This is a genomic window from Cupriavidus sp. UME77 (assembly GCF_014170355.1).
Lineage (GTDB): Bacteria > Pseudomonadota > Gammaproteobacteria > Burkholderiales > Burkholderiaceae > Cupriavidus > Cupriavidus basilensis.
In genome coordinates, this window is sequence record NZ_LZZU01000030.1 from 46,441 (window position 1) to 54,291 (window position 7,851).

The window sequence follows — 7,851 nt, forward strand, 5'->3', positions numbered from 1 at the left end:
TGGCCTGCGGCCAGCCCGGCTGGCCGCCACCATGCATGTGCACGGACAAGAGATTAGAGATAAGAGATCAATGTCTTCAGAACCCGCCTCCCAGCACGTTCCCGCAGCCGCCACCGCAGCCGCAGCCACCGCAGCAACCACTACCGTCGCGGCATCGTCCGGCGCCCGCCCGACGCGCTTCTCGCCCTGGCGCCAGGCGTTGCACATGGCGCGGCGCGATTGGCGCGCCGGCGAGCTGAGCCTGTTGCTGTTCGCGCTGGTGCTGGCCGTGGCGGCGCTCAGCAGCGTGGGCTTTCTGGCCGACCGCATGCGCCTGGGGCTGGAGCGCGACGCGCGCCAGATGATCGCCTCCGATGTGCTGATCGTGTCCGACCAGCCGTTCGATGCCGTCTTCGCCAGCCACGCCGCGCAAGCGGGCCTGGCCACCACGCAGACGGTCACCTTCCCGAGCATGGCGAGCGCGCACGCGCCGGGCAAGGCCGCCACAACGCAAGGGCAAGGGGCGGCTAGCGGGGCTCGGGCCGATGCCCCTTCGCAACTGGCTGCGCTCAAGGCGGTCGGCCCCGGCTATCCGCTGCGCGGGCAGCTCAAGGTGGCGGCCGGGCCAGGGTCGCCGGAAGCCGCCGCCACCGGCATCCCCGCCGAGGGCACCGTCTGGGTGGACGAGGCCTTGCTGGACTCGCTCGGCGTCGCCATGGGCGACACCATCCAGCTGGGCAGCCGCGCCTTTCGCATCGACCGCATCCTCACGCAGGAACTGGATCGCGGCGCCGGCTTCATGAACTTCGCGCCGCGCGTGATGCTGCCGCTGTCTGACCTGGCCGCCACCGGGCTGGTGGGCTGGGGCAGCCGGGTCTCCTACCGCCTGCTGGTGGCCGGCCCCGATGCCGCCGCGCAGGCCTACCAGAAGTGGGCCGAGGCCGAGATCGACAAGCTTGCGCTGCGCAACACCCGGGTCGAGTCGCTGGAGTCCGGCCAGCCGCAGATGCGCGCCACGCTGGACCGCGCCGAGCGTTTCCTGTCGCTGGTGGCGGTGCTGTCGTCGATGATTGCCGCGGTGGCCATTGCCATGTCGGCGCGCCGCTATATGCAGCGCCACACCGATGCCTGCGCTGTCTACAAGTGCATGGGCCTGTCGCGCCGCGAGATCCTGCTGGCGTTCGGGCTGGAGTTCCTGCTGCTGGGCGTGGGCGGCGCGGTGGCTGGCGTGGCGCTCGGCTACCTGGCGCACTACGGCCTGCTGCTCTCGCTGGGTAACCTGCTGACCGTGACGCTGCCGCAGCCGTCCGTCTTGCCGGCCGTGGTTGGGGTGCTGGCGGGCGTGGTCCTGCTGGCGGGTTTTGCCTTGCCGCCGCTGCTGGCGCTGACCCAGGTGCCGCCGCTGCGCGTGCTGCGGCGTGACGTCGGCGCGCCGCCGGTCTCGACCTGGATCGCCTACGGACTCGGCCTGGGCGCTTTCGTGGCGCTGCTGCTGGTGGCCGCGCGTGATCTCAAGCTGGGGCTGACCACCGCGGGCGGCTTTGTCGGCGCCGGCGTTGTGTTCGCGCTGCTGGCCCTGGGCCTGCTAAGCCTGCTGTCACGGCTGATGCGTGGCCGGCGCCTGGCGCGCGGCAGCGTGGGCTGGCGCTTTGCGCTGGCGGTGCTGGAGCGCCGCCGCGGCGTGACGGTGCTGCAGACGGTGGCGCTGGCGGTGGGCCTGATGGCGCTGCTGCTGCTCGGCATGACCCGCAACGACCTGATCGCCTCCTGGCGCAACGCCACGCCGGCGGACGCGCCCAACCGCTTCGTCATCAATATCCAGCCGGACCAGCGCGCGCCGCTTGCCAGCATGCTGCAGCACGCCGGCATCGCCGACCTGCTGTACCCGATGGTGCGCGGCCGCCTCACGCATATCGCCGGGCAGCAGGTGCGCGCCGAGCGCTTTGCCGATGGCCGCGCCCGCAACCTGGTCGAGCGCGAGTTCAACCTGTCCTATACCGACGCGCTGCCGGCCGGCAACCGCGTGGTGGCGGGCAACTGGCTCGGCGCCGGGAAGGGCGGGGCCGGGGCCTCGGTGGAGGAGGGCATCGCCAAGACGCTGGGGATCCGGCTCGGGGATACCTTGCGCTTCGATGTGGCGGGGCAGTCGGTGGAGGCGCCGGTCACCTCGCTGCGCAAGCTGGACTGGGGCTCGATGCGGGTCAACTTCTTCGTCATCCTGCCGCCCTCCGCCATGCAAGGCTTGCCGCAGACCTATATCACCGCTTTCCACCTGCCGCCCGCGCAAGCCGCGCTGGGCAACCGCATGGTGGCGGCCTTCCCGAACATCACGGTGGTCAACACCGACATGATCCTGCGCCAGATCCAGGACGTGCTCGACCAGGTCATCGCCGCCGTCGAGTTCCTGTTTGTGTTCACGCTCGCGGCCGGCGTCACCGTGCTCTATGCGGCGTTGTCCGGCGCGCGCGACGAGCGCAAGCGCGATGCCGGGCTGCTCAAGGCGCTGGGCGCGTCCGCCGCGGTGGTGCGGCAGACCCAGTATGCGGAGTTCCTGGTGGTGGGCGGGCTGGCGGGGCTGCTGGCCAGCCTGGGCGCGATCGCGGTGGGCTGGGGCTTGTCGCAGTTCGTGTTCGATTTCCCCTACCGCTTCAATGGCTGGATCGTGCCGGCCGGTGTGCTTTCTGGCATGCTGTGCGCTTTCGCGGGCGGCTGGCTGGGCTTGCGCGAGGTGCTGCGGCAGCCCGCGCTGGCCACGCTGCGTGATGCGTGATACCCGATGCGTGATACCTGAAGCCTGAACCACTGCAGCCTGAACCATCCTTGAGTGTTTATGAGTACCGATTCCAAGCCTGAAAATGCGGCATCCACGGCATCCGATGCCGCCCCCGAAGTCACCGCCTATGAACTGATCGGCGGCGAGGCGCGCGTGCGCGAACTGGTCGACCGTTTCTACGACCTGATGGATCTGGAGGACGAGTTCAAGGGCCTGCGCGCGCTGCATCCCGCCTCGCTCGACGGCTCGCGCGACAAGCTGTTCTGGTTCCTGTGCGGCTGGCTGGGCGGCCCCAACCACTTTATCGAGCGCTTTGGCCACCCGCGCCTGCGCGCGCGCCACATGCCGTTCGAGATCGGTACCAGCGAGCGCGACCAGTGGATGCGCTGCATGGCGCTCGCCATGCAGGACGTCGGCCTGCCCGAGGACCTGCAACTGCGCCTGATGCAGGCCTTTTTCGGCACCGCCGACTGGATGCGCAATGTGCCGCGTTGATGGCCAAGGCCACCCGACCCGCCATGGATCCCGGCACCATGGCTGACACGCATCCCAACGCCGCCACGGACCTGCCTGCCGACGCCCGGCGCGTACTCGATTTCTGGTTCGGCGTGCCTGGCTCGCCGGCATGGAACACCACACGCTCGGTGTGGTTCACCAAGTCCGCCGATTTCGACGCCACGGTCCGCGCTGACTTCCTGCCGCTGTGGGAAGCCACGCACGCGGGCGCGAATGCGGGCTGGGCGCAAAGCCCCGAATCCGCTTGCGCACGCATCGTGCTGCTCGACCAGGTGCCGCGCAACGTCTTTCGCGACGACCCGCGCAGCTTTGCCTCCGATGCGCAGGCGCTGGCAACAGCCCGGCAGATGGTGGCGAGCGGCGCCGACCGTCTGCTGCCCACGGCATTGCACCGCATGTTCTGCTACATGCCGTTCGAGCATTCCGAAGCGCTTGCCGACCAGAACACGGCCGTGCAGCTGATGACGGCGCTGCGCGACCAAAGCCAGGGTCAGGTGGACGTGGTGGACTGGGCGCTCAAGCACCGCGCGGTGATCGAGCGTTTCGGGCGCTTCCCGCATCGCAACGCCATGCTGGGACGCAGGGATACGGCGCAGGAGAGCGCCTTCCTGCAGGAACCCGGCTCGTCGTTCTGAGCGGGCCCTGCGTAGCGCAGCCGCTATCGCGGCGTGGTGGCGGTGTGGTGGCGGGGCTGGGGCGCAAGCCGATGTGGCTGGCCCTCGGTATCTCGGTATCCGGGCCTCGGGCCTCGGGCCGCGGCGAGCACCATCAGGTCTGCTCGCGCTTCTCCTGCCACTTGTCCACCAGCAAGCGCGGCGCGTTGGCGAGCTTGTCGAGGATGCCTTCGGGCGTAGGCGCCACATGCAGCAGGTCGTTGTGGACCTGCTTCAGGAAGCCCTCGTCCACGGCGTGCTGCATGAAGCCCAGCATGCTGTCGTAGAAGCCTTCCACATTGAGCAGTCCCACCGGCTTGGCGTGATAGCCCAGTTGCAGCCAGGTGAAGGTCTCGAACAGTTCCTCGAAGGTGCCGACGCCGCCCGGCATGGCGATGAAGGCATCGGCCCGGTCGGCCATCATCTGCTTGCGCTCGTGCATGTTGCGCACCACGTGCAGCTCGGTCAGGCCGCGATGGCCGACTTCCTTTTGCATCAGCGCATCGGGAATGATGCCGATGGCGGTGCCGCCGTTGGCCAGCACGGCGTCGGCCACGGTGCCCATCAGCCCGACCTTGCCTCCGCCGTACACCAGCGCAAGGCCGCGCTCGGCCAGGGTCTTGCCCATGGCGCGCGCCGCGGCGGCGTACTCGGGGCGATTGCCGGGGCTGGAGCCGCAATAGATGCAAACGGACTTCACTTTTTTTCCTTTTCAGTTTGCGCCGCCTTGGCGGCGGCGTATTCCTGGGCCTGCTTGTCGAACGCCTGGCGGGCCTTGCCGCGCAGGTAAGGGGCCAGGATCGAGAAGATATGGTAGCTGGCGCCGTGCAGGTAGCCGCGGATCAGCTCGGGGTCGTTGTACTGGCGCGGATGCTGCACGAACTGGAACGACAGCCAGTAGGTGGCGATCACCACGATATTGGTGCAGATGGCCTCGACCTGCTCCGGCGTGGCCTCCATCTCGCCGTCTTCCTGGAACTGCCGGCAGATCTCCATCGCAAAGCGCTTCTTCTGCTCGACGATGCGCTTGAAATTGGTTTCAAGCATGCGGTTGCGCGCCAGCAGGTCATTGATGTCGCGGTACAGGAAGCGGTAGTTCCACAGGAACTCCGCCATGTACTGCAGGTAGCCCCAGCTTTCGTCCAGCGTGGCCTTGTGATCGTCGGGCAACTTCAGGCGGCGCTCCATCTCCTGCTCGAACAGCACGAAGATGGAGTTGATGATGTCGTCCTTGTTGCGGAAGTGATAGTAGAGATTGCCGGGGCTGATCTCCATGGCTTCCGCAATGGTGGTGGTGGTGACGTTGGGCTCGCCCACCTCGTTGAACAGGCGGAGCGAGACGTCCAGGATGCGGTCCCGGGTGCGGCGGGGACCGGCTTGCTGTTTGGGTTCCATAGGCGACCGGGCGAGCGGCAATTCGGTAAGTTGAAGGCGATTATAAGCAATCGCCGTTTGCCGCAACCCCACGACGGCGCAAGCGCCTTTGGCGCCGTGCGCGCGCCCGCTGTGCCGGGCCTGCGCCGGGCCCGTGCCGCCAGCCCCTCAGGCCGCCAGCGCGCGCAGCCAGTCCATCACGATCGGCCCCGCAATGGCCAGCCAGGTGCCGCCGCATAGCACCAGCGCCAGCATGACCGCCGCGCTGCCGAAGTCCTTGGCGCGCTTGGACAGGCTGTGGCGTTCCAGCGAGATCCGGTCGACCGCGGCTTCCACGCTGGAGTTGAGCAATTCCACGATCAGCACCAGCAGCAGGGTGCCCAGCAGCAGGATGCGCTCGACGATGCCGACCGGCAGCAGCAAGGCGCAGGGCGTCAGGATCACCACCAGTGTCAGCTCCTGGCGAAACGCGCTTTCTTCCAGCACCGCGTAGCGCAGGCCGGACACCGAGTTGATGCCGGCATGCCAGGCCCGCGCCAGGCCGCGGTTGCCCTTGTGGGGGTTCTGCTCAATCGTGTAGTCGCTGTTCGGCGAGTCCGGGGGCGGGGCCGGTGCTGACGTGACGGTCTGTGGCGCCGGCGGGCGGTGCGGTTCGGACGGTGGGCGATGCGGAGTCGGCATGTTCGGAAGAGGGGCGGGCAGTGGTGCCGGTCGTGCCGTTGGGGGTCGCGCGTACGGCCGGCAGGGGCTGCAGGTGAGTCAGGAACTGCTCGGAGGCGGCGCGCCACGAGAACCGTTCGGCATGGGCGCGAGCGGTGGCGCGGTCAATGCGCAGCGCTTCCAGGCAAGCTTCACGCAAGTCTTCGTGCATCACGCCGGCGTCGCTGTGGCCGAGCACATCGATCGGCCCGGTTACCGGATAGGCCGCCACCGGCAGCCCGCTGGCCAGGGCTTCGAGCAGCACCAGCCCGAACGTATCGGTGCGGCTGGGGAATACGAAGACGTCGGCCGAAGCATACACCTTGGCCAGCTCCGGCTGGGTCAGTACGCCCAGGTAGTTGGCTGCCGGATAGCGCGCGCGCAGCGACGCCAGCGCCGGGCCGTCGCCCACCACCCACTTGGAGCCGGGCAGGTCCAGCGCGAGGAAGGCCTCCACGTTTTTTTCCACTGCGACGCGCCCTACGTAGAGAAAGATCGGGTGCGCCGTGTTGAGCACGTTGGCCTGCTGGGTGGTGAAGACATCAAGGTCGACGCCGCGGGTCCACAGCACGCCATGGGTGATGCCAAACTGATGCAGGTCGTGCAGCACCACCGGCGTCGGCGCCATCACGGCGCGCGCCGGGCCGTGGAACCAGTGCAGGAAGCGGTAGGTCCAGGCAAGCGGAATGCCGAAGCGTGCCTGCACGTACTCCGGAAAACGCGTGTGGTAGGCGGTGGTGAACGGCAACTGCTCGCGGATCGCATAGCGGCGCGCAGCCAGCCCGAGCGGGCCTTCCGTGGCGATATGCAGCGCGTCCGGCGCGAAGGCGCGGATGCGCGCGCGGACCTTGGCGCCGGCGAACAGGGACAGCGCGATCTCCGGATAGGTCGGGCAGGGAATGGTGGTGAATTCCTGCGGCGTGATCAGCTCCACCGTGTGCCCCATCGCGATCAGCTCGCGGCGGGTGGACTTGAGCGTGCGCACCACGCCATTGACCTGCGGCTCCCAGGCATCGGTGACGATCAGGATCTTCATAGCTGCTCCTTGCGGCCAGGCCGCGTGGGTGGCCGGCCTCGGCGAGGCCACGGCCATACCGTGGTACGGATGGCGGCGTGTGGGGCGGGTGCCGCGCTCAAGTCTGGTCAGGCCGTGGCGACGGCGCGGCGCCCAGCCGTGGCCGGCGCATCGAGCAAGGTGGTCCAGTAGACGATCTGCAATTCGCCGTCCTGCGTCTCCACCAGGGCGGAGAGGCTCTCCACCCAGTCGCCGTCGTTGCAGTAGAGCTGGCCGTCGACCTCGCGGATCTCGGCCTTGTGGATATGGCCGCAGATCACGCCATCGCAGCCGCGCCGGCGCGCCTCATCCACCATCGCCTGCTCGAACGAATTGATGTAGTTGACCGCGTTCTTGACCTGGTGCTTCAGGTATTGCGACAGCGACCAGTACGGAAAGCCCAGGCGCGCGCGGACGCGGTTGAAGTGGCGGTTGACGGCCAGGATCAGCGTGTAGAGCGAGTCGCCCAGGTAAGCCAGCCAGCGCGCGTGCTGCACCACGCCGTCGAACAGGTCGCCGTGCACCACCCACAGGCGCTTGCCCGCGGCGGTGACGTGGACCGCATCTTCGCGCACCGTGATATCGCCGAAGGCGAGGCCATCGAACTGGCGCGCCACCTCATCGTGGTTGCCCGGCACGTAGATCACCTCGGTGCCCTTGCGCGCCTTGCGCAGCAGCTTCTGCACCACATCGTTGTGGCTCTGCGGCCAGTACCAGCCGCGGCGCAGCTGCCAGCCATCGATGATGTCGCCGACCAGGTAGAGCTGGTCCGATTCATTGTGCTTGAGGAAGTCGAGCAGGTA

The 7,851-nt window shown here is 68.3% G+C and carries 8 protein-coding genes; 3 read left to right on the forward strand and 5 right to left on the reverse strand.

The annotated features are described in order from the left end of the window. Positions 1-70 precede the first annotated feature (70 nt). The 3 genes from A9975_RS11550 to A9975_RS11560 are packed head-to-tail and all read left to right on the forward strand — an operon-like array spanning position 71 to position 3,903. Positions 71-2,749, forward strand: a complete 2,679-nt coding sequence (locus A9975_RS11550; RefSeq protein WP_183032803.1) for an FtsX-like permease family protein — start codon at positions 71-73, stop codon at positions 2,747-2,749. Positions 2,750-2,809: 60 nt separating this feature from the next. Further along, positions 2,810-3,247, forward strand: coding sequence for a group II truncated hemoglobin (locus tag A9975_RS11555; RefSeq protein WP_255503167.1), 438 nt, complete (start codon positions 2,810-2,812; stop codon positions 3,245-3,247). A gap of 38 nt (positions 3,248-3,285) precedes the next feature. Then, a complete protein-coding gene (locus A9975_RS11560; protein WP_183032804.1) occupies positions 3,286-3,903 on the forward strand; it encodes a DUF924 family protein in 618 nt (205 codons plus the stop codon). 133 nt (positions 3,904-4,036) lie between these two features. Here the strand turns inward: A9975_RS11560 and A9975_RS11565 are convergent, their stop codons facing one another. From A9975_RS11565 to A9975_RS11585, 5 genes are all read right to left on the reverse strand, one after another. Next, positions 4,037-4,621, reverse strand: coding sequence for a TIGR00730 family Rossman fold protein (locus A9975_RS11565; protein ID WP_150983726.1), 585 nt, complete (start codon positions 4,619-4,621; stop codon positions 4,037-4,039). After that, complete coding sequence (locus A9975_RS11570) at positions 4,618-5,316, reverse strand: TetR/AcrR family transcriptional regulator (RefSeq protein ID WP_183032805.1); 699 nt, start codon at positions 5,314-5,316, stop codon at positions 4,618-4,620. Before A9975_RS11570 ends, A9975_RS11565 begins: the two co-directional genes overlap by 4 nt. 147 nt (positions 5,317-5,463) lie before the next feature. Then, positions 5,464-5,976: a diacylglycerol kinase gene (locus A9975_RS11575; RefSeq protein WP_183032806.1), complete on the reverse strand. Its 513-nt coding sequence runs from the start codon at positions 5,974-5,976 to the stop codon at positions 5,464-5,466. Next, positions 5,864-7,030: a glycosyltransferase family 1 protein gene (locus A9975_RS11580; RefSeq protein WP_183032807.1), complete on the reverse strand. Its 1,167-nt coding sequence runs from the start codon at positions 7,028-7,030 to the stop codon at positions 5,864-5,866. Before A9975_RS11580 ends, A9975_RS11575 begins: the two co-directional genes overlap by 113 nt. Before the next feature lie 107 nt (positions 7,031-7,137). Then, on the reverse strand, positions 7,138-7,851 hold a 714-nt coding region (locus A9975_RS11585), incomplete at its 5' end, for a UDP-2,3-diacylglucosamine diphosphatase (RefSeq protein WP_183032808.1).